The 25,533-nt window shown below is 35.2% G+C and carries 22 protein-coding genes and 1 other annotated feature; of the genes, 10 read left to right on the top strand and 12 right to left on the bottom strand.

The window, feature by feature from the left end; genetic code table 11:
- The 3 genes from trpD to ACYIAL_RS01865 form a co-directional block, all read right to left on the bottom strand.
- Entirely contained in the window at positions 1-1,632 is a 1,632-nt protein-coding gene (gene trpD, locus ACYIAL_RS01875) for a bifunctional anthranilate synthase glutamate amidotransferase component TrpG/anthranilate phosphoribosyltransferase TrpD (protein ID WP_483750819.1), read from the bottom strand.
- Positions 1,632-3,194 (bottom strand): anthranilate synthase component 1, encoded by a 1,563-nt coding sequence (locus tag ACYIAL_RS01870; RefSeq protein WP_483750818.1) that lies wholly within the window; start codon positions 3,192-3,194, stop codon positions 1,632-1,634. The genes trpD and ACYIAL_RS01870 overlap by 1 nt, the downstream gene beginning before the upstream one ends.
- A 57-nt stretch (positions 3,195-3,251) precedes the next feature.
- Positions 3,252-3,338: a sequence feature (Trp leader region), on the bottom strand.
- A gap of 209 nt (positions 3,339-3,547) precedes the next feature.
- Positions 3,548-4,483 (bottom strand): hypothetical protein, encoded by a 936-nt coding sequence (locus ACYIAL_RS01865; protein ID WP_174796185.1) that lies wholly within the window; start codon positions 4,481-4,483, stop codon positions 3,548-3,550.
- Positions 4,484-4,854: 371 nt separating this feature from the next.
- Between ACYIAL_RS01865 and ACYIAL_RS01860 the strand changes: the two genes are divergently transcribed.
- Positions 4,855-5,763, top strand: a complete 909-nt coding sequence (locus tag ACYIAL_RS01860; protein WP_065638123.1) for an SPFH domain-containing protein — start codon at positions 4,855-4,857, stop codon at positions 5,761-5,763.
- Positions 5,764-5,870: 107 nt separating this feature from the next.
- On the top strand, positions 5,871-6,335 hold the full coding sequence (locus ACYIAL_RS01855; RefSeq protein ID WP_483750817.1) for an NfeD family protein: 465 nt from the start codon (positions 5,871-5,873) through the stop codon (positions 6,333-6,335).
- Positions 6,336-6,407: 72 nt separating this feature from the next.
- Here the strand turns inward: ACYIAL_RS01855 and yqfB are convergent, their stop codons facing one another.
- The 8 genes from yqfB to dapD all read right to left on the bottom strand — a co-directional run bounded on the left by yqfB (position 6,408) and on the right by dapD (position 17,634).
- Positions 6,408-6,719, bottom strand: coding sequence for a N(4)-acetylcytidine aminohydrolase (yqfB, locus tag ACYIAL_RS01850; protein ID WP_483750836.1), 312 nt, complete (start codon positions 6,717-6,719; stop codon positions 6,408-6,410).
- Between the two features lie 77 nt (positions 6,720-6,796).
- Positions 6,797-8,464 (bottom strand): bifunctional metallophosphatase/5'-nucleotidase, encoded by a 1,668-nt coding sequence (locus ACYIAL_RS01845; RefSeq protein WP_483750816.1) that lies wholly within the window; start codon positions 8,462-8,464, stop codon positions 6,797-6,799.
- 261 nt (positions 8,465-8,725) lie between these two features.
- Complete coding sequence (locus ACYIAL_RS01840) at positions 8,726-10,873, bottom strand: carbon starvation CstA family protein (protein ID WP_483750815.1); 2,148 nt, start codon at positions 10,871-10,873, stop codon at positions 8,726-8,728.
- A 314-nt stretch (positions 10,874-11,187) separates the two neighbouring features.
- Positions 11,188-11,907 carry a two-component system response regulator BtsR gene (gene btsR, locus ACYIAL_RS01835; protein WP_174796181.1) on the bottom strand — a complete coding sequence of 240 codons (720 nt, stop codon included), beginning with the start codon at positions 11,905-11,907 and terminating at the stop codon, positions 11,188-11,190.
- Positions 11,901-13,601 (bottom strand): sensor histidine kinase, encoded by a 1,701-nt coding sequence (locus tag ACYIAL_RS01830; protein ID WP_174796180.1) that lies wholly within the window; start codon positions 13,599-13,601, stop codon positions 11,901-11,903. The genes btsR and ACYIAL_RS01830 overlap by 7 nt, the downstream gene beginning before the upstream one ends.
- Before the next feature lie 53 nt (positions 13,602-13,654).
- Positions 13,655-16,003: a beta-glucosidase BglX gene (bglX, locus tag ACYIAL_RS01825; protein WP_483750814.1), complete on the bottom strand. Its 2,349-nt coding sequence runs from the start codon at positions 16,001-16,003 to the stop codon at positions 13,655-13,657.
- Between the two features lie 201 nt (positions 16,004-16,204).
- Positions 16,205-16,696 carry a YajQ family cyclic di-GMP-binding protein gene (locus ACYIAL_RS01820; protein ID WP_483748257.1) on the bottom strand — a complete coding sequence of 164 codons (492 nt, stop codon included), beginning with the start codon at positions 16,694-16,696 and terminating at the stop codon, positions 16,205-16,207.
- Between the two features lie 113 nt (positions 16,697-16,809).
- Complete coding sequence (gene dapD, locus ACYIAL_RS01815) at positions 16,810-17,634, bottom strand: 2,3,4,5-tetrahydropyridine-2,6-dicarboxylate N-succinyltransferase (protein WP_174796177.1); 825 nt, start codon at positions 17,632-17,634, stop codon at positions 16,810-16,812.
- 359 nt (positions 17,635-17,993) lie between these two features.
- Here dapD and ACYIAL_RS01810 point away from each other — a divergent pair, with 359 nt between their 5' ends.
- The 4 genes from ACYIAL_RS01810 to ACYIAL_RS01795 are packed head-to-tail and all read left to right on the top strand — an operon-like array spanning position 17,994 to position 19,767.
- Complete coding sequence (locus ACYIAL_RS01810) at positions 17,994-18,470, top strand: prepilin-type N-terminal cleavage/methylation domain-containing protein (protein ID WP_174796176.1); 477 nt, start codon at positions 17,994-17,996, stop codon at positions 18,468-18,470.
- Entirely contained in the window at positions 18,464-19,027 is a 564-nt protein-coding gene (locus tag ACYIAL_RS01805) for a prepilin peptidase-dependent protein (RefSeq protein WP_483750813.1), read from the top strand. The genes ACYIAL_RS01810 and ACYIAL_RS01805 overlap by 7 nt, the downstream gene beginning before the upstream one ends.
- A complete protein-coding gene (locus tag ACYIAL_RS01800; protein ID WP_174796174.1) occupies positions 19,011-19,451 on the top strand; it encodes a DUF2509 family protein in 441 nt (146 codons plus the stop codon). Before ACYIAL_RS01805 ends, ACYIAL_RS01800 begins: the two co-directional genes overlap by 17 nt.
- Positions 19,444-19,767 carry a prepilin-type N-terminal cleavage/methylation domain-containing protein gene (locus ACYIAL_RS01795; RefSeq protein WP_483750812.1) on the top strand — a complete coding sequence of 108 codons (324 nt, stop codon included), beginning with the start codon at positions 19,444-19,446 and terminating at the stop codon, positions 19,765-19,767. The genes ACYIAL_RS01800 and ACYIAL_RS01795 overlap by 8 nt, the downstream gene beginning before the upstream one ends.
- A 27-nt stretch (positions 19,768-19,794) precedes the next feature.
- On the opposite strand, the gene ACYIAL_RS01790 is transcribed toward ACYIAL_RS01795, so the two are convergent.
- Positions 19,795-20,544: an alpha/beta fold hydrolase gene (locus tag ACYIAL_RS01790; RefSeq protein WP_483750811.1), complete on the bottom strand. Its 750-nt coding sequence runs from the start codon at positions 20,542-20,544 to the stop codon at positions 19,795-19,797.
- 136 nt (positions 20,545-20,680) lie between these two features.
- On the opposite strand from ACYIAL_RS01790, the gene ACYIAL_RS01785 reads away from it, so the two are divergent.
- The 4 genes from ACYIAL_RS01785 (at position 20,681) to ACYIAL_RS01770 (ending at position 25,509) form a co-directional block, all read left to right on the top strand.
- Positions 20,681-22,624, top strand: coding sequence for an exoribonuclease II (locus tag ACYIAL_RS01785; protein ID WP_483750810.1), 1,944 nt, complete (start codon positions 20,681-20,683; stop codon positions 22,622-22,624).
- A 201-nt stretch (positions 22,625-22,825) separates the two neighbouring features.
- Positions 22,826-23,065 (top strand): YecH family metal-binding protein, encoded by a 240-nt coding sequence (locus ACYIAL_RS01780; protein ID WP_483748251.1) that lies wholly within the window; start codon positions 22,826-22,828, stop codon positions 23,063-23,065.
- 204 nt (positions 23,066-23,269) lie between these two features.
- A complete protein-coding gene (locus ACYIAL_RS01775) occupies positions 23,270-23,932 on the top strand; it encodes a hypothetical protein (RefSeq protein WP_483748250.1) in 663 nt (220 codons plus the stop codon).
- A gap of 74 nt (positions 23,933-24,006) precedes the next feature.
- Positions 24,007-25,509, top strand: a complete 1,503-nt coding sequence (locus ACYIAL_RS01770) for a glucan biosynthesis protein G (protein WP_483748249.1) — start codon at positions 24,007-24,009, stop codon at positions 25,507-25,509.
- Positions 25,510-25,533: the final 24 nt, after the last annotated feature.

Below are 25,533 nucleotides of genomic sequence, written 5' to 3'. Positions count from 1 at the left end.
TTATCTTGCTGCTAATTGTTGTAATAGCGCATAAGCTTTGCCACTGCGCATCATGGCTATTGCTCGCTGTACATTTTGTTTTAAATTTGACTCGCCAAACAGGCTCATCAACATTGCCACATTAGCGGCAATTGCTGATTCGTGTGCTGGTTTACCGTGACCTTGTAAAATGGCAATTAACATATCACGATTCTGCTCAGGCGTACCGCCTTCAATATCTTTTAAGCTATATGTTGGTAAGCCAAAATCGTCCGGTGTAAGAGTAAAGTAACGGATTTCGCCATTTTTCACTTCCGCAACGCGGGTTTCGCCATGAATGGCAACTTCGTCCATTCCTGCACCATGCACCACATAAGCATGGGTATAATTCAGCATGTTTAATGTTTCGGCAATCGGTTTAATTAAATCAGGATGATACACACCTAATAAAATACGTTTAGGTCGAGATGGATTGATCAACGGTCCAAGAACATTAAAGATAGTGCGTGTTTTTAACTGCTGACGAACCGACGCCGCATGGCGAAAACCTGAATGATATTGCTGAGCAAACAAAAAACACACGCCAAGTTCATCTAATGCTTGGCGGGAAGCTTGTGCCGGCATATTTAATTTAATGCCTAACGCAGAAAGTACATCCGAAGAACCTGATTTACTTGATACACCACGATTACCATGTTTGGCCACTTTATAACCCAATGCAGCAGCCACAAAGGCGCTGGCAGTTGAGATATTAATACTATTAGTGCCATCCCCGCCAGTTCCGACAATATCGGTAAAATCATAATCGGGGATATCAAAAGCGTCAGCATTTTCAAGTAAAGCTTGAGCAGCACCAGCAATTTCATCTGGTTTTTCACCTCGAACTTTCATACTAATAATCGCGGTTGCTAATACTGTTGGTTCAATTTTACCTTGAATGATTAAATTAAATAGTATGTTACTTTCTGCTTGTGTGAGCACTTGCCCTAAATATAATTTATTAAGAATCGGCTGAATATTGTATTCTTGCTTGTCAACAATAGCATCTTGTTTTGTTTGTTCTTTTTTGTCTGGTGGATTAAGTGCCCACGCAATTGTTTGCTCTAACAGTTTTACCCCTTGAATGGTTAGAATTGATTCAGGGTGAAACTGAAACCCACAAACGCGATCTTCATCATTACGCACTGCCATGACAATATTATTGCAAAGCGCACTAATAGTGAGTGTTTTCGGGATGTTTTCGCCTTTTAAAGAGTGATAACGCGCAACCGGTAGCGGATTAGGTAATCCTTTAAACATCGCTTGCTGATCATGTTCAATTAGCGAGGCTTTACCATGCAAAATATCGCCGGCTGGCACAATTGTTCCACCATAGGATTCAACAATTGCTTGATGACCAAGGCAAATACCAATAATAGGTAATTTACCTTTTAAGCGTTTGAGCAATTCAGGCATGCAGCCAGCTTCGCTTGGTGCGCCAGAACCAGGTGATAACATTAAAATAGGATTTTGCATTTGTGACAGTTTTTCAATAATCACATCGGCAGGAATGGTATTTCGATAAATAGTCACACAATGCTTGCTATTACGTAATTGATCAACCAAATTGTAAGTAAAGGAATCAATATTATCGATAAATAAGATATTAGCCATTAGAATTCACCTTCTACATGATGTGCCGCCATAATCGCGTGGATGACAGCTCGCGCTTTATTACGCGATTCATCAGATTCAGATTGTGGTTCTGAATCGAAAACCACACCAGCACCAGCTTGTACTGTTGCAACCCCCTCTTCTACGTACGCACTACGAATTACAATACAAGTATCCAAATCACCATTCGCGGTAAAATAACCAACAGCGCCACCATAACTACCCCGTTTAACTTTTTCCGATTCGGCAATTAATTGCATAGCGCGAACTTTGGGTGCACCAGTTAATGTGCCCATATTCATGGTAGCTTGATAAGCATGCAGCGCATCTAAATCACTACGCAACTGCCCCACCACACGCGAAACCAAATGCATCACAAACGAGTAACGATCGACTTTTAATAACTCTTTGGTGTAACGAGTACCTGATTTACAAATACGAGCTAAATCGTTACGTGCTAAATCCACTAACATTAAGTGTTCAGCCAACTCTTTTTTATCAGTACGCATTTCAAGCTCTAATCGGCTATCTAAGTCATAATCAATTTCACCCTTGGCGGTTAAGCCTCGTGGACGGGTGCCCGCAATAGGGTAGATTTCAACTTGATTAGTTGCTTTAGTGTATTTAAGTGCGCTTTCAGGCGATGCGCCAAATAACACAAAATCACTATCTTGCATATAAAACATATAAGGACTTGGATTATTGTTTTTTAATACCTGATAAGCCGATAATGGATTAGGACAAGGTAACGAAAAACGCCTTGACGGTACCGCTTGGAAAATTTCCCCCTGTTGAATCGCATCTTGCATTTTTTTGACAATCGTATTGAAATCATCATCACTTCTATCACAAGTGACCTTGATATTTACTAGCGACTGCGTTTGGATGGCTTTTATTGGTTGATTTAAAGTTGCTTCTAACTCGGCTAATGTTAATGTTAAGCGTTCTATTTCTAGCTCGTCTGATGTAAACGCTGTTGCTTTTAAAATGGATACATGATCTTTATGATTTATCTCTAATAAAGTTTCAGCCAAATAAAAACAGAAATCTTGGCACCGCTGATCGGAAGATAAAATAGGTAGATTTTCAAAGCTAGCGACAAGGTCATAACAAAATAGCCCACCAACAAAAACTGCATCTTGACCGCATTGCTTAGGAATATTCACAATAGTTAACAATGTACGTAATGCATCAAAGACTGAGAGTGACTTTAATCGCGAATCTTCATCTTGCAGACTATCAATAGTCGGAAAAACCAATTTAAGTGTTTGTTCATCCACTTGTACAATATCTAACTTGTCTGTAAAAGCCTGTTGTAATAAAGGCAATAGCTTTTCACCATTTGTGGTCAATGCCTTAAAAGTCACTTCATTATTTATTGCCGAAATACGTAATGCACTATCGACAATCATGACACTTTTAATTCCTTGCTTATTATCAATTTCGGCTGATTCAAGCAACAAAGTTGCCGGTTTGCTATCACATAATTGATAAAACACCTGAGTCGGATCTTGATAATACCCGATGGTTTTGGTTAGCTGTGTTAATGTTGGCTTGTTCATTGTTGGCTCTCTATCTATATTTAATTTTTATTCATACCGATTCTTTGACCTGCTAGAAACAAAAAACCCGCACTAAGCGGGTTTTATAAGAAAAGACAATACGTCATCACATCACCCGCCAAAAGTAATGTGCCACCAACCAAAAACAGTGGTTTGACGAATGTAAGTTAGAAAGTATTGTCGTTTCATTATTTTTTATATGCTTAACACAAATTATGTACTATTAAACTAGTTCATTGATTTATTGTCAAGGAAATATTGTATAAATAATTATCAAATTTGCATTCACGCATTTAAAAAGCAATAATTCGTGATTCTCTTAAAAATTAAACTGAAAAAGAATATAGAATCAGCTATTCTTCAATTTTTTTATCGAACCTAGAATATCCCATTCCTCTTTTCAAGTAAGCCTCTTTAACTTGACTGCAAGGATAGCCATCTTTAATTGAAAGTTCTAATTTATTTTTTTCCTGCCAATCCAACTCTTGAGATTTAATTTCTTGTAGCTTATTAACACATGAATTATAAGTATTAATAAATTCTGCATTATTTTCTATATATAACTTTACAAATTTGTCGCTTTCATTTTTCCAAGCCTTTTCCCAACTACTTCTACAAACGGATAATTGAGCTATATCGTCTGCACAATATAGAGATTTTTTTGCTTCAATTGTCTGAATATCAGCATTAGTTAATTCATCAGCGGCTTTTTCTTCTAATGCTTTTTGAGCAATACTACAATTAGAATTTGTTCTTTTATCTAATTTACAAAGAGACTGCATTTTTAGCTTTAGTTCATCAAAAGATAGTTGTTTTAACTCTTTTATACCCTCATCTACTTTTTCATTATAAATCGTTTTCCACGCTTCACATTTAGGGTTTTCTCTTTGCGTGAATGTTAATCTATTCTGACATTCTTCAACCTTCAAATATTCATTAACAGAATCATTCCATGACAAACCCATAAGTTGTTTATTAATAGTGGACATCTCTGATTCTATTGCTTGTTTTTTTTCTTCTTCTTTTCGTTTCTTTTCTAATTCGTATTTTAATTTTTTATCTTTTTTAATTGCAGTCTCCGCAGCACGGCATTCTGTATCTTCTTCTACTTTTTTGATACCTTTTTCATCATTTGCCATAAATGCTTTTTTAAAATCCTTATTACATTGTTCCATTTTTTTATTAGCTGCATCTATGTTATTTAAAAAGTACTCTTCATTTTTTTTATCACAACCAACTAAAATTAAGGTGGTTGTTAATACGAATACAACAGCCTTTAAAGCTTTCATTTTCTCTCCTATTTAAATAAAATTAAAATTTTCCATAAAGTTAAATAATATTCTAGTCATTATTAGTAGATATTAGGCGAAGAATCTAATTTTTTCAGTAAATGATCTGATAATTAATGAACAAAATTAGAGCATGATAATTCTAATAATTTTATAATTATATACAACATAAATTTATATAATTACAAAACATACCCTATTGTATGTGTAAGAACTTATAAAAGAGTATTAGCATTATGGTACAAAAAACCAATGAAATAGATAAATAATAAATTTTATTATAAAAATCAGTTATAACTAGTCAAATATTGAAATTATGCTTAGAATAACTAAACATTTTTATTATAAAAAATTATAAGGATTTTTGAACTATGCCTGTATTTTATATCGTCATTGGTGTTATTGTTTTACTTGCTTTAATTACTGTCTTAAAAGGTATTACGATTGTTCCTCAAGGTTACCAATATACCATTGAGCGTTTTGGTAAATATACGCATACGCTTGAACCTGGTTTAAATATTATTATTCCATTTATGGATGGTGTTGGTCGTAAGATTAATATGATGGAACAGGTACTTGATATTCCATCACAAGAAGTTATTTCAAAAGATAATGCCAACGTGCAAATTGATGCGGTGTGTTTTATTCAAGTACAAGAAGCAGCAAGAGCGGCATATCAAGTAAATCAACTAGAACGCGCTGTGATTAATTTAATGATGACTAATATCCGTACGGTTTTAGGTAGCATGGAATTGGATGAAATGTTATCACAACGTGATCATATTAACTCAAAGTTGCTAAATATTGTCGATGACGCAACAAGCCCATGGGGAATCAAAATTACCCGCATTGAAATTCGAGACGTTCGCCCACCAGCAGAATTAATTGCTGCAATGAACGCGCAAATGAAAGCTGAACGTAATAAACGTGCTGAAATTCTTGAGGCGGAAGGTGTTCGCCAAGCAGCAATTTTACGTTCAGAAGGTGAAAAACAATCTGAAATATTAAAAGCTGAAGGTGAAAAACAAGCTGCATTTTTACAAGCCGAAGCGCGCGAACGTGCTGCCGAAGCAGAAGCAAGAGCAACTCAAATGGTATCTGATGCTATTGCTGCGGGTAATATTAATGCGATTAACTACTTTGTTGCGCAAAAATATACTGAAGCGCTACAACAAATTGGCTCATCTGATAATAGTAAAGTGATTATGATGCCACTTGATGCGTCAAGTTTAATGGGTAGCATTGGCGGTATTGCTGAATTAATTAAAAACACGAAATAAAAAATCAAATTTTATACTTAAACATAGTGTTTCCTGAAACTTTTTGACAAAATCTATAAACGCTATGTTTAAGATTTTTACTGAATGGATTTTAAAGGTAATTGATGATGACTGATTTTTTTATGACTTTTTATAGCTCCCCTCATTGGGTGTTTATCGCTTTAGGTGGAATTTTGCTAATTGCTGAACTACTAGGCACTGGTGGATACGGACTTTGGAGTGGGATTGCAGCCATTATTGTAGGTTTAATTGCTTGCGTTTTATCGCTTTCTTGGCCAATTTTATGGATTTTATTTGCAATACTAACCCTTGCATCTGCTTACCTTTGGTGGCTCTGGCTTAAAAAACAAGGAAAAGATAAATCACCTAAAGGCGAAATTAATCAACCACAACAAGATTTGATTGGTATTAAAACGGTTGTCACTGATGCTATTGTTAATGGTTCTGGCCGTGTAAAAATCAAAGACGGAACATGGTCAGCAAGATGCGATCAAGATCTTAATGTCGGTCAACGTGTTGAAGTTATCTCTGTTGACGGTTTAATCTTAAACGTACAGCCCTTGAATAGCTAATGACATTGAATTAATGTTATTGTACTCTTATCAAGAATAAAAATACGTGTTCAAAACACGTATTTTTTATGACTACAAAAGCAAAAAACGAATCACAAAAAAATGATCTTCATGCGGATAAATATCAGAAATCACCTTTTTCAAATCGCTTAATGTCATGTTTTCTTGTTTTGCGTGTTCTTCCGTTAACTGTTCAAGAGTAACTGGTGTAACACTGATTATTTTTATAGTGCAAAAATACTCGTCAGTTTCAAAAGTACCAACACGAAGCTTATCGCCTGCTTTAAAATGTGACTCTTTATTATCGCGGATAGTAATAATTTTTAAACCAGCTAAAATATCGGACTTAAAACGTTGATAAAAAGTAATATCATTTTGCATAATAATTATCCTGCATAAGTAATCAACCAATTTACTTATTGGTTGATTACTTATAATTATAAATTAACGAATAATGAGTATTAAGGTTCAATGCCGATGACTTTCCAATTATGATTAGACTCATCAGTAATTTTTCCTTTTTTCACTTCGATTATATATTTTATTGTCATATTACGTATAGTACCGTCTTCATCACCAAAAGCAGTACGAGAGTTCCAAATTGATTCAACTCTGCGTCCTTCTAATGGTCCCCCTTTTTTAACCAGCATTTCATAGCGGTAAGCATTCATGCCAAGTTTAATTTTCATATCATCAGTAACAGGTTTACCATTAAGTAATGTTAAATCTTTAATTCTTTGACCAACAGATTGTCCTAGATCAATGATATACTTTACACCACCAAACATATCATAAGTCATATATTTTGATGCGCCGCGAATAGGATCATACTGGTAATTATTATCCATCGGTTTTACTTGAGAAAAATAAGCAGCAGACCATTCCATATAATCTTTTAGATCTCTGCCGGTAACTTCAAAAATACTCGTTTCGCCAGCTGTGTATTGATAATTATTGGCAATATCTTTACGCGCTATTTTACCCTTATTGAGCATAGCTTTTTTATTATCAACTAACACCGATGTCACATCTGCACCGCTATAATAAAGTTGCACTGAGTTCAACAAATTCGTTAATCCTGATTCTTCTAAATAAATTGCTGGAATGCCGTGAATTAATTGTTGTGGAACTAAATCACGATCAGTTTCACCAATAACTTGATTCGAAATTTCTCTTAGCTGTTGGTGATACGGTGCATATATTTCTTCAATTACGGGATCGGCAGGGTAGGTTTTAACCGGCAAAGTTTCTGATTTTTTATGCTCTAGCGTTTTTCTATCTGCTTGAATATCAAAAGTTAGATCCACAACCGACACCACTGTCCCATAACGATGAGGTTCAGTAATTACAACATTATTAATTACTTCTTCACTAATATTTTGGTGATTATGCCCTGCAATAATTACATCGATATCCGGCACTTGTTTTGCTATATCGGCAACACCAGTACCGGGTTTATTATTTTCATTCTCTAATCCCATGTGAGCAATTAGAACAATTGCATCAACAGATTGTTGTTTTAGTTGGTCAACCTGCTTTTTAATTTCTGGAATAGGCATTGTAAATTCCATCTGTTCAACATAACCTGTTTTATTTTCATATTCAGGTACGAATGGCGTAGTGGCACCAATAAACCCAATTTTAACGCCCTCTTTTTCAATAATCGTTGACGCCGGAAGGTAAGGCTTTCCTGAATTTTTGTAAAAAATATTGGCGGCTAGCGTTTTACCATTGAACTGCGAAATAATTTTATCAACAACTGGCATCCCAAAATTAAATTCATGATTACCTAAGACCATAATGTCATAGTTCATTGCATTTAGAGCCATCATGGCAGGGTGTTTTTTAACATCGTAAAAACGTTCGATTTGGTTATCTTGAATAATATCCCCCGCATCAACCAAAATAACATTAGAATGGGCATTGCGATACTCTTTAATAAAAGATGAGATTTGTGCATAAGAACCCGAAGTATCAGTTTTATCTGTACCATAATTCCAAGGTACCATTCGACCGTGAACATCGGATGTAGCTAAAATGGATATATTAATTTCTTTAGCCAGAGCTTGAAATGAACAACTTAACACTAAAATGTTACAAAATAAAAATAATTTTTTGGTAATGGGCATCTTTATCTCCTATAAAAATGACACGATTTTTTATTTTAATAAATAAGCAAAAATAATAATGCGATTTTTTTCACATTTTTAATATTCACCTTTTGGTTAAGTTACATTATAAAGATAATTGTGAGATATTTACTGTTAAAACAAAGTATTGTTTATAAAATTGCCCAACAATATTAATATTGTTGGGCAAGCGATAATTTGATTAAAAGTTGATAAAGATAATAAGATGCTGGACTAACTCAGCACCCTATTACTTAAAACCTAGTGCGACATCGATGTTTTTACACCGCCCTCAGGAATTGGCACATAAGCCGTTTCTTTATCTGTTCTGTGTTTATTATTACGTACTTTTAGTGCCGTTTTAATACCAAAGAAAATAATACCGTAAACAACCAATAGGAATAAGATACTTAAGCCAGCATTGGTATAGTTATTAATAACAATGTGGTGCATATTATCGATTTGTTGCACGGTTAAATCGCTTCCTTCTGCAATGCGACGATTATATTCATTCGCTAAATAAAAGAAGCCTTCTAATTGAGGATCTTGACTAAATAACTTCAATGCTAATGCCCACGTTGTACAAATTAAAAGCCATATAGCTGGAATGATCGTTACCCAAACATATTGAGCACGTTTCATTTTGATTAATACAACTGTTGCTAAAACTAACGCAACCGCCGCTAGCATTTGATTAGAGATACCAAATAGTGGCCATAAGCTCTTAACCCCGCCTAGTGGGTCGACAACACCTTGATAAAGTAAGTAGCCCCATAAACCAACACAACCAATTGTGCCAATAAAGCCGGCAACAAGTGAATCTGTTTTTTTCAAAAATGGCACAAAATTACCCAATAAATCTTGTAGCATAAAGCGACCAGATCGAGTCCCTGCATCAAGGGCAGTTAAAATAAATAGCGCTTCAAATAAAATACCAAAATGGTACCAAAACCCCATATTTGCACCGGGTAAAATTTGGTGGAACACGTGCGCAATACCGACCGCTAATGTTGGTGCTCCGCCAGCACGGTTTAAGACTGATGGTTCACCAATGTCTTTTGCGGTTTGGATAATTTGCTCAGGCGAAATAACAAATCCCCAAGTACTTACTGTTGCCGCAGCATGGGCTGTTACCTCTTGTAATTGAGCCATAATCATTGGCGCATCTTCAGTACCAAGTCGATGTAGATCTGGCATAGTAACGCCTAACGCCGCAGGTGGCGTATTCATTGCAAAATAAAGGCCAGGCTCAATAATTGAGGCGGCAACTAAAGCCATCATTGCAACAAATGATTCCATCAACATTGCACCATAACCAATAAAACGCGCATCGTTTTCATTGGCTAGTAATTTCGGCGTTGTACCTGATGAAATTAATGCGTGGAAACCAGAAACTGCGCCACAAGCGATGGTAATAAATAAGAATGGGAATAATGCACCTTTCCAAACTGGTCCTGTACCATCAACATATTGTGTAATTGCTGGCATTTTTAAATCAGGGTTTAAAATAACAATACCAATAGCTAAACCTACAATCACCCCAATTTTTAGAAATGTGGCTAAATAATCACGTGGAGCTAAAATTAACCATACAGGTAACATTGCAGAAACTAATGCATAACCAACCAATACATAAGTGATGGTCGTTGCTTTGAAGGTTAAAGCCGGTCCCCAATAAGCATCATGTGCAATAACCCCACCAAACCAGATAGATAAAACAAGTAGCACAATGCCGATGATCGATACTTCTGCTACTCGACCTGGCCGAATAAATCGCATATAGATCCCCATAAATAGAGCAATCGGCACGGTTGAACAAACAGTAAAGACGCCCCATGGACTTTCAGCCAAAGCTTTAACAACGATCAGCGCTAATACAGCTAAAATAATCAACATAATTAAGAAGCAACCAAATAGTGCAATGGTCCCCGGTATTAGTCCCATTTCTCCTTTGATCATTTCACCTAAAGATGAACCATTACGGCGGGAAGATAAAAAAAGCACCATAAAGTCTTGCACCGCACCGGCAAAAACCACACCAGCAAGTAGCCAAAGTGTACCAGGTAAATAACCAACTTGTGCCGCAAGTACTGGACCGACTAAAGGACCAGCACCTGCAATTGCCGCAAAATGATGTCCAAATAATACATATTTATTTGTTGGGACATAATTTAAACCATCATTATTAATGACTGCAGGGGTTGCACGAGTCGGATCTAATTGCATCACTCGATTAGCAATATACAGGCTATAATATCGATATGCGACCAGATAAATTGAAACCGCCGCCGCAACAATCCAAAGTGCACTAATGTGTTCACCTCGCCGTAGTGCTATAACTGCTAAGCAGCATGCACCAACTAAAGCTAAGATAAACCATGGAATATGTTTACATACTTTATTATTCATAATGATTCTCTTTGTGATTTATAGATTAATTAGTTTGATACTTAATGCCATAACGCATATTGCTACAAACCTAGTGGCTTACGATAAATTAAAAACTAGCATGTTATCATTATCAATAGATGGTTCATTTTTATATAGCTTTAAGGCATTAAGTACCTGCTAAAGGTCTTTTATGTTCAAGCCTATAGTAAATTTTTACTTTTAAGAATGATAATAGTATTTAGGTTATAGGTTAGATTTAGGAGATAAGTGGTTAAAATTAGCGAGTTAGCGGTAAAAGAAATTAGCTATAAAGCAAATAACTATCTGAATTATTACAATCCTAATATCTCTTTAAGTGATTTTAAGTAACGACGACTAACTGGTACAGAAACATCATTAATAAGAATAACATCAACACCACCAGCTTGATTAAAACGAATTTCTTTAAGTTTTTTTAGATTAATTAGATATTGACGATGACACCGAACAAGGCTTGTTTTATCTTCAAGTGTTTTTAAAGTTAATTCTGTTAAATACTCATTATTTGTTTGATTAAATACATAAATACCACTTATTTTCGAGGCAATATAAAAGACATCCTCAAGATTTAATAAATAAATTCGGTTATGTCCAACACATGGAATATATTTTAGCTTTTGATTGACACCGTCTAATTGATTAATATTTCCCGAAAAACAATGATTATGCAGACGATACAATGTTTTATTTAACCTTTCTTGCTCTATGGGTTTAAGTAAATAATCAAATGCTTGTTCTTCAAAAGCTTTAATCGCAAATTCGCCATAAGCAGTTAAAAATACAATTCTTGGCATAGTTTCAGGATCAAGCATCGATAGCATTTCAATACCGTTTATTTTGGGCATTTGGATATCTAAAAATACGACATCTGGTTGAAGTCGATGAATCTCACGAATCGCTTCCATGGCATTATTACATTCAGCAACAATACAAATTTGGGGATCAGTTTCTAGCAAGCAGCGTAGATTTTCGCGGGCTGGTAATTCATCATCAACAATAATAACGTTTAACATTGTATACTTATATCCTCTTGCAAAGGTAATATTAGCATTACTTTAGTATACTCATCGGGTTTACACGCGATCTTTATACCATATTTTTCGCCATAACGAATCTTAATTCGCTTATCGACTAAATTAAGCCCTAAACCTTTAGTGTCTTTTTTATGTTCGCGGTAATGACCTGCATTATCAATCACTTCTAAAACTAACAATTGATCCTGCTTATACGCAAAAATTGTTACATTGCCGCTATCAAGCAACTGGGATGTACCATGTTTAATAGCGTTTTCAACAATAGGTTGTAACGTAAAAGCAGGTAGTTTTATATATTCTAATTCAGAGGGGATATCGATATTAATCGTTAACTGATCCATAAACCGCATTTTTTCGATTTGTAGGTAAGCATTAACGTGTTCTATTTCATCTTTTAGAGTGACGATTTCTTCGGTTCGCTTTAAATTTTTTCGGAAAAAAGTAGATAAGTTTTGCACGAGTTGCGATGCTTGTGTTTTATCTCGACGAATAACAGCCAGTAACGTATTTAAGGCATTAAATAAAAAGTGGGGATTAACTTGCGCATGCAACAGTTTAATTTCAGTTTTAGATAACAGTTGCTTATAGTGCTCATTTTGCCCAGCTAAAATCTGTGCAGATAATAAACTGGCAATACCTTCACCAAGGGTTCGATTGATGGAACTAAACAACGTATTTTTTGCCTCATAAAGCTTAATTGTACCTACAACCGTATTGTTTTCTCCTCTCAGCGGAATAACGAGTGTTGAACCTAAACGACAACTTTTATTTATTGAGCATTGATAAGGCTCATGAACCCCATCTAGGTATTGTACTTCATTTTTTTCAATCGCTTCTAAGGTACTATTAGATGTGATTAGTGTTCCTGGTAAATGATGATCATCACCAACACCTATAAAAGCCAATATCTTTTCCCTATCGGTAATGGCAACAGCGCCAATATCGAGTTCTTGATAAATAATTTCGGCCACTTTAGTACTATTTTGTTGATTAAAACCATCACGCAATAAACCTTCAGTACTGACTGCGATTTTTAATGCTTTGGCTGAAAAGGCCGAAGTATAACGCTCAAAAATCGCCCGTCTATCAAGCAAAATCCGCATAAACATCGCAGCACCAATGCTATTTGCAACAATCATTGGCGCTGCAATACTTCTGACGGCATGCAATACCACATCAAAAGGCCGCGAAATTATTAATACTAAAATCATTTCGAGTGATTCAACCAACAAACCTAGTATACCGACTAAAAGCGGGTTATAGATAAGATCGACTCTCCCCCTTTTCATCAGCAAATAATGCAGTAATCCACTAATCAACCCAATTAAAATAGTGGATAACATACAACTATCAGCGGTGATACCGCCTAAAGTATATCGATGCAGCCCACCGGTGACACCCACTAAAAGCCCTACTACTGGTCCGCCAAGTAAACCACCTAAGATAGCGCCAATGGCTCGCGTATTGGCGATGGTATCTTCAATATGCAAACCAAAATAACTGCCCATAATACAAAATAACGAAAAGATGCAATAACAAACTAATTTATGAGGCAAATGTACTGTCACTTGCATAAGGGGAATAACGATCGGCGTTTTACTTAGTAAATAAGCAATCACTAAATAAACACACATTTGTTGAAGAAGCTGTAGGACAAGATCAAATTCAAACATAATACTGATCACACAATAAAACCGTCGACCAATGCCGACGGAAAATTAAAAATTTATTTATCAAGCAAAGTGAAAGTTTTCTTATCTTGTGTTGTTGAATCGGAACCTATAAACACATTAAATTTGCCAGGTTCTGCAACATATTGCATTTTGTCATTCCAGAATTTTAACATATCATATTTAATAACAAATTTTACTTCGCCTTTTGATTGCGGTTTTAAGATAATATTTTCAAAACCAATCAATTCTTTAACAGGACGACTAACTGACGCTGTAACATCTTGCAAATAGAGCTGAACAGTTTGCATGCCTTCTTTCTTACCAATATTTTCGACATTAACTGTAACAACAATTTCACCCTCTTTGTTCATTTCAGTACTAGATAAAGAAAAGTCCATCGCAAAGTTGGTATAACTTAAACCAAAACCGAATGGGAATAATGGTTCGTTTGGACTATCAAGATACGAGGTCGTATATTTACCCATATTTTCAGTACCGCGTGGACGCCCTGTGTTTAAATGGCTGTAATAAACAGGGATTTGACCGACATTATCAGGAAAAGACATTGGCAACTTACCAGAGGGGTTATAATCACCAAATAACACATCGGCAATAGCATTACCACCTTCAGTGCCTAAAAACCAAGTTTCAAGCATAGCATCGGCTTGAGTATATTCTTCAGACAACGTTAATGGACGACCATTCATTAATGCAATAACTAAAGGCTTACCTGTTGCTTTGAGCGCTTTAAGCAAGCGTTTTTGACTTGCAGGTAAAGAAAGATCCGTTCGGCTTGATGATTCATGCGCCATACCTTCGGCCTCGCCAACAAAGGCAATGATAACATCAGATTTTTGGGCTATTTTAACCGCTTCAGCAATCATTTTATCCGCCGGTCTATTATCAAACTTAGCTGTTTCACCATATAAATTTAAAAATCGATATAAATTTGCATCATCAGAAAGGTTGGCACCAAAGGCGTAATTAACTGATTTTGAATTCTTAACTGCGCTTTTAATTCCTTCTAATGGCGTTACCGCCAAATTAGCGCGTCCAGCACCCGCCCAACTGCCCAAAATATCACGTTTGGAATCAGCCAATGGACCAACCACCGCAATTTTCTTATTTTTAGCTAGAGGTAAAATCTCATTTTCATTTTTTAATAACACAATACTACGACGCGCCACATCACGGGCTTCTTCACGATGCAATCGATTATCAGCAAACATTGTATCAATATCTAATTTTGGGTCTAAATTACGATTAGGATCACTAAATAACCCCATATCATATTTAAGCTCCAGAATACGGCGACATGCTTGATTGACTTCATCTTCTGTAATAGCGCCTTCTTTAACCAATTCAGGCAAAAATTGTAAGAAATATTCATCATTCATACTCATATCAATGCCAGCTTTAATGGCAACTCGAACAGCATCTTTTGGATCACTTGCCACTCCATGATTAATCAGCTCACGAATAGCACCATGATCACTGACTACAACGCCATTAAAATGCCACTGATTGCGTAACACCTCGGTTAATAACCAATGATTAGCAGTTGCAGGAATACCATTAACGCTCACAAGTGAAACCATGACTGCACGACTTCCAGCATCAATTGCCACTTTATAAGGCACTAGATATTCTTGAAACATTTTACGTTCACTCATATCGGTGCTGTTATATTCACGCCCACCTTCAACTGCACCATAAAGCGCAAAATGTTTTACAGCAGTAACCAGTGATTTTTTATCGGCAAGCGATTGCTTTTGCATCTTTTGAACAAAAATGCGCCCAGCTTCTGATGTTAAATAAGGATCTTCACCAAATCCTTCTGACACTCGCCCCCATCTTGGATCACGTGTAATATCAACCATAGGAGCCCAAGTAATATTTAATCCGTCCGATGTCGCTTCCTCGGCTGAAACTTCAGCCGCTTTTGCTATCGCGCCACGATCCCAAGTTGATGCAATACCTAAATTAATCGGAAACACAGTTCGATGACCATGAATAATATCAAAGCCAAAAAACAGTGGGATTTTATTGGGAGATTTTAAAGCACGTTCTTGCATTCGAAAAAGGTCAGGTTCGACAACAGTATTAAAAATACCACCAATTTCACCAGCTTCGATTTGATCAAGCACTTTATCTAATGTTAGATCACCACCAACGCTAATCAAACGTAATTGTCCCGCTTTTTCTTGGAGCGTCATTTTTGATAATAGATTATCAATAAAGGTTTTCTTTTCATCCTTTACGTTTTTAGCATCTTTGACATCCTTAATGTCGTGAACGTTTTGAACTTCCTTTTCTTTTTTTATTTCGATATTAGGATTTTGTGCAAATAAGTATCCAGAAAAAACAAGAAAAAATAAAAATAGCGCTAATTTTTTTATCATAATAAATATTGTTATAATTAAGAGGATAGACAAGTAAATAGCATAACGTATTCATAAAAAAAAATCTCATTCTTTACGCTACTTACATTTACGTTTAAGGCAGCATAGCAGTTGTTGGATAAACACCCATACCCAAAAGATAAATGATAATTGTTAAAGGATAATATTGCCGACATTTATCGGCAATATTAACATAACAAATTAGTCTCTAAAATTAGTAAACTGAAACGGTTGACCAAATTCGCCATTTTTAACTAACGCCATAGTCGCTTGTAAATCATCGCGTGATTTACCTGTAACTCGAACTTGTTCGCCTTGTACTTGAGCTTGCACTTTAATTTTGCTGTCTTTGATGCTCTTTACAATTTTTTTAGCTAACTCTTTATCAATACCCTGCTTGAGTTTAACCGTAACACTATAAAGTTTACCGCTATGCTCCATTTCTTCAGGGATCTCAAGTGCACCACCATCAATACCTCGTTTGGCTAACTTGTCGCGTAGGATATCAAGTAATTGTTGCACTTGGAAATCAGATTGGCTGGTTGCTTTAATCGTTTCATTTTTTTCATTTAATTCAAACGATGCTTCAACATTTTTAAAATCCCAACGGGTTGTTAGCTCTCGAGTTGCATTTTCAACACCATTTTTAACTTCAGGCATTTGGATTTCTGACACGATATCAAAAGAAGGCATAAATTTTCCTCTTCTAACGGTTATAAAACATAAATAAATTTACTAAAACAAGTGAGATGCATTTGCTACCTAATAATTTAGGCAGCATTTAACTTTATACTTATGGATTGCAATTAATCAATCGTTCGAAGTAATTCGTTAATACCCACTTTACCTAAAGTTTTGGCATCAACTTTTTTAACAATGACTGCACAATACAAACTATATTTACCATCTTTAGTTGGTAAATTACCAGAAACGACAACTGAACCAGCAGGCACACGACCATAATGCACTTCGCCTGTCGCTCTATCGTAAATTTTAGTGCTTTGACCAATAAATACGCCCATTGAAATGACGCTGCCTTCTTCAACAATCACACCCTCAACAATTTCACTGCGAGCACCGATAAAACAGTTATCTTCAATGATAGTTGGATTAGCTTGTAATGGCTCTAAAACACCACCAATACCAACCCCCCCTGATAGATGGACATTTTTACCAATTTGCGCACAAGAACCAACAGTTACCCATGTATCAACCATAGTCCCCTCATCAACATAAGCACCAATATTGACATAAGATGGCATTAATACGGTATTACGAGCAACATAAGCACCTTTACGCGCAATAGCAGACGGAACAACACGGAAACCTTCTTGTTGGAATCTTGCTTCATCATATTCAGCAAATTTTAATGGCACTTTGTCATAATAATTAGTCGGCCCCCCATTGATCAGTTGGTTTTCGTTAATACGGAAAGAGAGCAGAACAGCCTTTTTTAACCATTGATGAGTCACCCAGTCCCCATTGATTTTTTCAGCGACACGCATTTTACCGCTATCTAATAAGGCAATGCATTGGTTAATCGCATCACGTGTAACCGTATCCACATTTGATGGTGTAATTTCAGCACGACGTTCAAATGCTGCTTCAATAATAGTTTGTAATTGTTGCATCTCAAGTTTCCTTTAACTTATAAATCCGTTAGCAAATAATAAATGGATAAACAGTATAATATAATCCGCTTTGCTTTTTAAGTGGTTTAATAAGATCATCTAAATCTACACATTCCCCACTGTTCTTTATTATTATGATGATTAGCGCTTACGAAAAAACAAAAAACACCAAATAAGAAATCAAATAAAAACAATTTTCTAACTGAATGATTTTGGATTAACTTTTTATCAAATTTTTAATTGAAAATAAAAAAATACAATTTATTTGGAGAGTAAGTCACAAATTAAGATCACTAAGTAATCCGTTATTTTATTCAAAGCTACACTAGATCTATCACAATATTAAAAAAGACAATATTATGCAAGATCGGGGATTTTCATTACTCGAATTGTTAATAGCCATCTGCATTAGTGCCATTTTTGCTATCATAGGCATTAGGCATTGGCATGAGCAACAGTTGCGTGATGAATTAGCTTATACAACTAAGCAGCTGGCTTATTTTTTATATGAAGTTCAAATAAAAGCGTCCAGTAAAAATGAGAATTACATTATTCACCAATTTACATCACCTTGGTGCATTACCATTACTCACGATGAAAAACCCTGCTCGTGCAGTGAAGGCGTGCTGTATTTTATGAAACCTGATAATTCCGTTGAAATTAGTGAATTATCAAACAATAAAAGTGCTTTTATCTTAGGACGTCGCAATATGGCGCAAACAATGTCTTTTCAATTAAAAAATAAGATAGGTACTAGCAGAGTTTTAGTTTCTTTAATTGGACGCATCCGTTTCTGTGCAGAAAACAGTTATATAACAGGTTTACCACCATGTTAAAAGCGTCTGGATATTCCCTGTTTGAAATGCTTATTGGCATGATATTATCAAGCCTAATTGTGCTGGGAATGACCTCTTTTTACATTCAATTACAAGCAAGCATCATACAATATTATCAAAAAACACGTTTGCAACAAGCAATCGAAGTTGGATTAGCCGGCATGAAGAAAGACATCAAACGAGCAGGTTTTATTGCTAATAATCCAAGCAAAATGACCGCTAAAGCAATTGAAATCGATAAACAGTCCCAATGCATTATTGTTCGGTATGATAGTGAAATTCGCAATTCTTGGGTCTGGGACAGATTTAACCCCATGGCGTCTGATATTTTTACTTATCGCTATAAAGAAAACAACATAGCCTATAGAACAGGATCAATAGATTGTATTGGCAACAAATGGGAAAACTTGTTCGATTCAAACGAAATTAAAGTAACCGACTTTACAATAAAACAGCTCCCCAATGCCATAAGTCTATCAGTCACTGCTGAATTAAGAAAAAACAAACAGATTAAATATCATATAACTGAAATCATCAAAAATGAGAACCGATTTTAAACAACATTATGTGTCGCATGGTTTTAGCACTATTTTAATGGTGATTATTTTAATGGGTGTGGGTTTGGTTATATTAATCAGCTTTAATTTGCTTATTGCCTCATGGCAGAAAGCGATATTAATGGAATGCCAATACTATCAGCGATTTAATCAGGCAAGCTCATCGTTAACGTGGGCAATTAGCCAAAATTGGCAAGCACCTAAGACCCATTGGCATTGTATGACCGAGCCAACTTATCAACTAAAAGCCTGCATAAAACAGTCTTTATTAAAAATCGATGAATATGTATTAGTCCGTGGCGAATCCAAAGATGAAGATATTTATTTATATACACTTGCACATTTTGATAATAACAGATTAATCGTTGAAAAAGGTCATTGGCTCGATTATTGCCCAGAAAAAAAGGCTATTTATTGTGAATAATAAAGATATAGCTGGCTTTAGTTTGATTGAAGTTATAATAGCAACGCTACTATTTTCAATTATTATGCTGGGTTTGATTAACTACCAACAAGCGTTGTTCAATAAACACCATTACTTTGCAAACTATTTGCGCGCCAATAAAATTGCTTTTCAACTACTTGATAGCTACCCTTATACCCCCAATGAAATTATCCCTTCTGGTTGGCACTATAAGATCACTAATAAAACATATAATGCCCAGTGTAAAATGGTGGTTATAACAGTTAATGCCCCCAACAACCAAGTCGCTAAGCAGCAACGCCTTTTTTGTAATTAATTTTAATATTTACTGATTAAATATTATTTAGCTATCTAACCAGTGATGTAATAATTGCAAAACTTGCTGCGTTTTTTCAGCATGAACATTGTGCCCTGCTCCTTCAACCACTTCGATTTTTGCATTCGGAAATTGCGCAAAAATAGCATCATATGCGTCATTAGTAATATAAGACGAGTTGCCACCACGAATAAATAATGTTGGTTTTAAGCAAGGTGAAATATTTTCCCAATCACAAATATGACCATACTGCGAATTAATCGCTTGAATATTAAATAACCACTTTTCGTTTTTAAACGATTTTAATAAAAAAAGAATGGTTGGAGCATTAATACCAGCTTGTTCCATTAAATTGGTGATCTGTTTTTTATCGGTAATTTGATTAGTCAGGCAATACATTAATACTCTCAAAATAGTGGCATTGCCTGAGCGGTGATATTTTATGGGGGCAATATCAATAGCAACCATTTTTTGGATAGTATCTGATAGCATCTGTGACAATTGTAAAGCAACCTTCCCACCCATTGAGTGACCAATTAATATGATATTTTTTAGTTGTAAATCATAACAAAGTTCAGCCACATCTTCGGCCATGACTTGATAGTTCATCTTATCAGACCATGGTGAATGCCCATGGTTACGCAAATCAACTTGAACCGTTTGATAATGCTTTGCAAAATCTTTTGCAAGCATATTTAAATTATCTAAACTACCAAATACGCCATGCAAAAATACAATCGGCTGTCCGTCACCCTGCAATTTATAATTTAATTTCATACTTTAATTCGACCAATAATTTTAAGTGGCATTATTATACGTCTATTTTCAACGTCATCACCGATTAATTCAATAACCACAATTGACATAAATATGATAGAATTTAACACTAACTTTTTAACTAGTGTTAAGCCATATGTTTCAAAATAACCCTCTACTTGCACAATTAAAACAAGCACTCCATGAACAAACGCCTCGCGTTGAAGGTATTGTTAGAGCTCATGAAAAAGGATTTGGTTTTTTAGATGTAGATAATAAAAAAAGTTATTTCATCCCTGTCGCTAAGATGAAAACAGTCTGTAATGGCGATAAAGTTTCAGGAACAGTAATAAGTCATAACGATAAAGAGTCTTTCGAACCCGAATCATTAATTGAAGGTGCATTGCAACAATTTATCGGCAAAATTGGTTTTCAAGATCGTGCGATGGTGATATACCCTGAAAATATGCCGACTAATTTTGCCATTCGCTGTAAAATAAACAATCAAGTTAACGAAAAACTAAAAGAAGGAGATTGGGTGGTTGCAACACTTATTTCTCATCCTTTGCAAGAAGAAAATAACCATTTCCTTGCTGAAGTTATTCGTTTTGTTGCAGAAAGCGGTTCACCTTATCAACTTTGGCTAAAAACGTTAGCCCGTTACGATTTAGAAACGCACGCCCCACAAACCGAAACATTGACAATTAGCGAGACTGAACTTGATAACCGTCAAGATTTAACTAATGTTCACTTTTTTACCATCGATAGTGAAGATACTGAAGATATGGATGATGCCATTGCGGTTTCTAAAAATGAACTGGGGCATTATCAACTGATGGTTGCCATTGCTGACCCCACCGCTTATGTATTACAAAATAGCGAACTCGATAATATTGCTAAAATTAGAAATTTCACAACTTATCTACCAGATTTTAATATCCCTATGCTTCCCAAAGATCTTGCCAATGAGCTATGCTCATTAAAAGCGAATCAAAAACGCCCTGCAATGATCTGTAAAATGAATATTGATGAAGCGGGCAATATTATTACCGATGATATTACTTTTATTCCAGCTTGGATTGAATCAAAGGCTAAACTAGCTTATAACAATGTCTCTAATTTTTTAGAAAATAATGACGAATTAGCAACTGATGATTTTAGTATAAAACAGCAACTTAATTGGTTATCTGACTTAGCCAAAATCCGCATAATCTGGCGACAAACCCATGCACTAGTATTTAAAGATAAGGGTGATTATCGTTTTGAACTTAATGAAAACCGCCAAGTTCAATCCATAATTAAAGAAACTCGTCGGATTGCTAATCATATTGTTGAAGAAGTCATGGTTCTTGCCAACCAAGCTTTAACATTACAATTACAACATAAAATTGGCTTTGGGATTTTTAATATTCATTCGGGCTTTGATAATAAATATATTGAACAAGTGGTAAATTTTTTAAATGATAACGGGATTACAGAGTTTGATAAAGAATCACTCTTATCTTTCGATGGATATGTAAAGTTACGGCGTATAATCGACAATAATCCATTTTTGACCACAAAGCTCCGCAAGTTCCAAAGTCCTGCAGATTTTTCAACTGAGCCTCAACCGCATTTTGGTTTAGGATTTGAAGCCTATGCAACATGGACTTCACCAATACGCAAATATGGAGATATGGTAAACCATCGATTAATCAAAGCGTATATCCGTTCACAAGAATTAACCCCGCCAGATAAAGAGCAATTAAAAAGTATGAATGAAAGACGCAAAATATTACGCTTTGCTGAACGCGATATGGCTGAAAACCTTTATGCTCAATATTTATCAGATAAAATCGGCGAAAATTACTCAGCTGAAATTATTGATATTAATCGTGGTGGCGCTCGAATTCGTTTATGCGATATCGGTGCATTTGCTTTTGTACCTCTGTCTATGATTCACCCAGTCAAGGAAGAAATTATTCCATTACCCGATGAAGGTATCATCAAAATTAAAGATGAAGCTTGCTATAAACTGGCTGACACTATCTCGGTTGTTATTCACCAAGTTAAAAGCGAAAATCAAGCAATCATTGCCAAATTATCCATGAATAAAGAATAAAAATAACGTTACACTTTATTCAATGTTTTGCCGCCGTCGCTCTTGCTTTTCCCCTGATATACATCAGGGGAAATCAGCGAAAGAAATTTATGATATTTTTAATATTTAACCTCTTTTTTTTACTAGTAATATCTGCTATCTTTCATTGCTCGAAACGTTGAGTTTCATGACTTAAATGAACAACAACTTGGGGGGGCTATAATGTCAATTCACGGACATAAAGTTTTGCATATGATGGATGGGAATAACTACACAGAATCTTCCTTACTTAATGCCATCAAAGACAAGTTTGGCACAAATGCAAAGTTTCATACTTGTTCTCAATTTGATATGAATGCCGAGCAACTTATCGCTTTTTTCAAATCAAAAGGTAAATTTAAACCTTCTGTTGTTCATGAATCTGAGTTTACAGTCGATAATAAAAAAATATGCAAACATTAGAAAAAACGGCCATATCGCTATATAGCACGTTTTTTCTAAATTTAATTTAATCTGCTAGTGTTTTTAAAACAATAAGAGTATATAATTTTGCGCTACAATAATAATCGTTATCAGTAACGGTTGTTACTAATAACAGGATTAAATGAGTAGCAAATTTGCTCACTTTGTAATTATACTCAAGAATATATTCATGGAATTTGATAAATGAAAGTAAGTAACATCCTTATATGCGCCATTGTCTCTATTCTTGTCGCAAGTTGTGCCCAAAAAGTTTCACCAACAAAAAATAAAGAAACGATTTCACAAGCTGATCAGCTATCTCTATTAAAACAACAAACTGAAACCAACGATCCTTATGTCGTTGATGCTAAAAATCAATTAATTCAGATTGTTGGTGATAAAAACTTCGACAACTATGTTACCAAACATGGCATTTTAAATTGCAGAGGTGATAGTAACCAGTCATCATGTGTGTTGAATTTTTATCTGAACGAAAATTATAAATTAAAGTATAGTATGCAACTCAAAAAAGTAGTTGAAGAGAGCCAAGCTGAACATGATATTGAATTAAGCAAAATAAAAGCAACTGACACCAATATTAAAAATTATTGTCAGGATTCAGCCGATTTTGTTGCTGCAATTTATACAAAAGATACCACTAAAATAACCCAATATTTTCAACCACAATTTAGAATGTCTGAACAAGATATATTATCCTTAAAAGCAAAGATTGCTAAAGATAACTATTCTCACTTCCTGATCGATGAAAATCCGAGCATCCTTCAAGAAATGAAAGTAGATTATGTCGAAAAATGCTTAAGTGCCCCAAAAGATAATATTATCAACTACTTCAATATTTTTAGATAATAATGCGAGCCTTTATGTACAATTTTTTACCCAATAATCCTTTTAGTCAAACACTAATTAGCAAGGTGCTTTGCATGGCTTGCGTTTCTTGCATTAGCTTTTCTTCGTGGGCTTTTTCGTTTGATGATGTGGTTGCAAAAGCCGAAAAATCATCCAAAAAAGCTTATGTTCAGCCATCTAAAAATATACCAAATGAATTAGCGTCTTTACAATTTGCTGATTATCAAAAAATTCTCTTTAATCATCAAAAGGCCTATTGGGGTGATCGAAAAAGCCGTTTCAAACTTGAGTTTTATCATGAAGGAATGTACTTTGACGTTCCAATAAAAATCAATGAAATTGCTGATAATCAAGTTAACCCAATCCAATATGATCCTAGTTATTTTGATTTAAGCCAAATTAATCTTGATAAACTAGACACTAAAGCTTTAGGTTTTGCTGGCTTTAAAGTCCATTATCCAATTAATACGCCAACAAAAACCGACGACGAAATATTTTCAGCACTTGGTGGAAGTTATTTTCGCGCAGTAGGTAAAGATCAGCGATATGGTCTTTCAGCTAGAGGGCTTGCTATTGATACTGGAGAAATGTCGGGTGAAGAGTTTCCACGTTTTAAAGAGTATTGGATTGAAAGGCCTGAACCAAACCAAAAGCATTTAGTTATCTATGCATTACTCGATTCTCCAAGTGTAACTGGTGCTTATAAAATTACACTAGTACCAAGTGTTGATACCACCATCACAGTACAAGCGAAAATCTTTTTCCGCAATTCTGTAAAAAAATTAGGCATAGCGCCATTAACCAGTATGTTTTTATTTGGACCTAATCAACCATCACCATTGCTAAATTACCGACCCGCAATGCATGATTCTAATGGTCTGTCGATTTTAGCGAATAATAACGAGTGGATCTGGCGCCCATTAAATAACCCTAAGCGTTTATCGTTTTCATCTTATAGCTTAGAAAACCCAAAAGCGTTCGGTTTAATTCAGCGTGATAAAGGTTTTGATGATTATCAAGATCTTGACGATCACTATGAAAAACGCCCAAGTGTTTGGGTCGAAGTGCTAAATGAGTGGCAAAAAGGTCGAGTTGAATTAGTTGAAATTCCAACAGCTGATGAAACTAACGATAATATCGTCACATTTTGGGTACCCGAAAAACAATACAAAGCGGGAGATGCACTTGATATCAAATATCGATTACATTATTCGTTAAACGAAAAGCAACGTTATCCTAATAATGTTGCAAGAGCAGTTAGCACACGCTTATCATTAGGTGATATAAAACAAGCTAATTTAATTCGTAAACTTGATGGTTCTAATGCATATGTGATTGACTTTGCTGGTTCAGGATTATCAGAAAATGAGCCAGTCAATGTGATTTCAAGTATTACTAATGGTTCTATCGTAAGTTGTGACACGCAATACAATCCAGTAATTAAAGGTTGGCGAGTAATTGTCCGATTCAATGTTGAAGACAGTAAAAGAGCAACTGATATTCGCATACAACTCGCTTCGCAAGCAACTAATGAAGTGATTTCCGAAACTTGGAGTGGGCAATATCCCGCACAATAATTGTTATATTATTATGATAAAAAT

The organism is Gilliamella sp. X-57 (assembly GCF_057063565.1).
Note: the sequence above shows the minus strand (reverse complement) of the source record. Positions and strands in the feature narration are given on the sequence as shown.